At 46.6% G+C, this 1171-nt stretch carries 1 protein-coding gene; it reads right to left on the reverse strand.

What is annotated here, in order from left to right; translation table 11 throughout:
* Positions 1-1128, reverse strand: a 1128-nt coding sequence (locus E1189_RS22945; protein ID WP_196221008.1) for a hypothetical protein, incomplete at its 3' end; no start/stop codon positions are given.
* Between the last annotated feature and the right edge of the window lie 43 nt (positions 1129-1171).

Below are 1171 nucleotides of genomic sequence, written 5' to 3' on the forward strand. Positions count from 1 at the left end.
CGAGTGAGGAGTATGGTGTCCCACTTGATGATTCCCATGTCCGACTTGATTACCAAGCCAACAGGCAGTTATCCCCCCACCATTAACATGAGCTGTCTGATACACATAATCTGCGAAAGTTTTTTTAATAAGCTCAGAGTATTTATGAGAAATAACGACTAACCGTTCACGCAATACCTCTTTGTCAGGGCGATGTTGGCAATAATGCTCACTGAGCTCATCAGCTTTCTTCTTCAAGCTTGTATTATTCCACAAGGGAGCTCCAAGCAGAATGACAGAGCGGTACTGACCAACTCTGGTTTTGAATACAGAAAAAGCAGGGAGACCGGTGAATAACCTGCCAATATCAGGAATACCTCGCGGCTCCTCTGTCCAGGAGGGTGCCAGATTATCTATTTTCAGGCCGTCTTCCAGCGTGGGTGAATACCCACTGTACACTGGCAGGGTTAAGGGTGAAACAGAGCCCAGTATCTGCTTGATGTAAAAACTCTTATCTCTTTTCCTACCCAAAAAATGGACATACCAGTTTTTCAGGAGTCGTTGTACCAATGGTTTAAGCTCGTTGACAGCGTCCAGCTTTTCCAACAGGTCATGAAGTGTCTCTGCTCTACTATCAAAGCAATTGGCCGGTTCAAACCAATTTTGTTGAATAGCGACCTGAGCAATGGCTCTAAAATGAGGTGAACAGATGCTCAGAGGGCCGAGTATACAGGCCATGGAATATAGCCAGTCGCTGTGGCTGACCAGGCCGCTCTGGACCATTTTTCCGTGTAAGTCCTGAAGCTCTTGCAACACAATATCAACAGGTTGATCCGAACGAACCAAACCACCTACCGCCAAAGCGAGTGGACTAGTGTAACTGAACCAGTTGCCTAACAAAGAACATTCCTCGAGACTTGGTTTGTCCACATGTTTTAAGAACTCACACCCCAGGACAAAGGCGTTACTGTCTGCCTTCTTCTCCCAGAGATTTTTTATAATATCGTCGATTTTTAGAGTGGATGCCGCATCTGTCGGTAATGCTGTACCTCCCTGTACTGACTCAGTAAGTTTTTCCTGACTAATTCCAAGAGCCTTTGCCAGTGCGGTCATCTTTTCAGGACTCATACTCCTGAGTGACTGAGACATCCACTGACTGCTGCCAGTCAACGCCAGCCCGGACACGACAGAC

Origin of the sequence: Parendozoicomonas verongulae, assembly GCF_009711465.1 — a bacterium.
GTDB classification, from domain to species: Bacteria; Pseudomonadota; Gammaproteobacteria; order Pseudomonadales; family Endozoicomonadaceae; genus Sansalvadorimonas; species Sansalvadorimonas verongulae.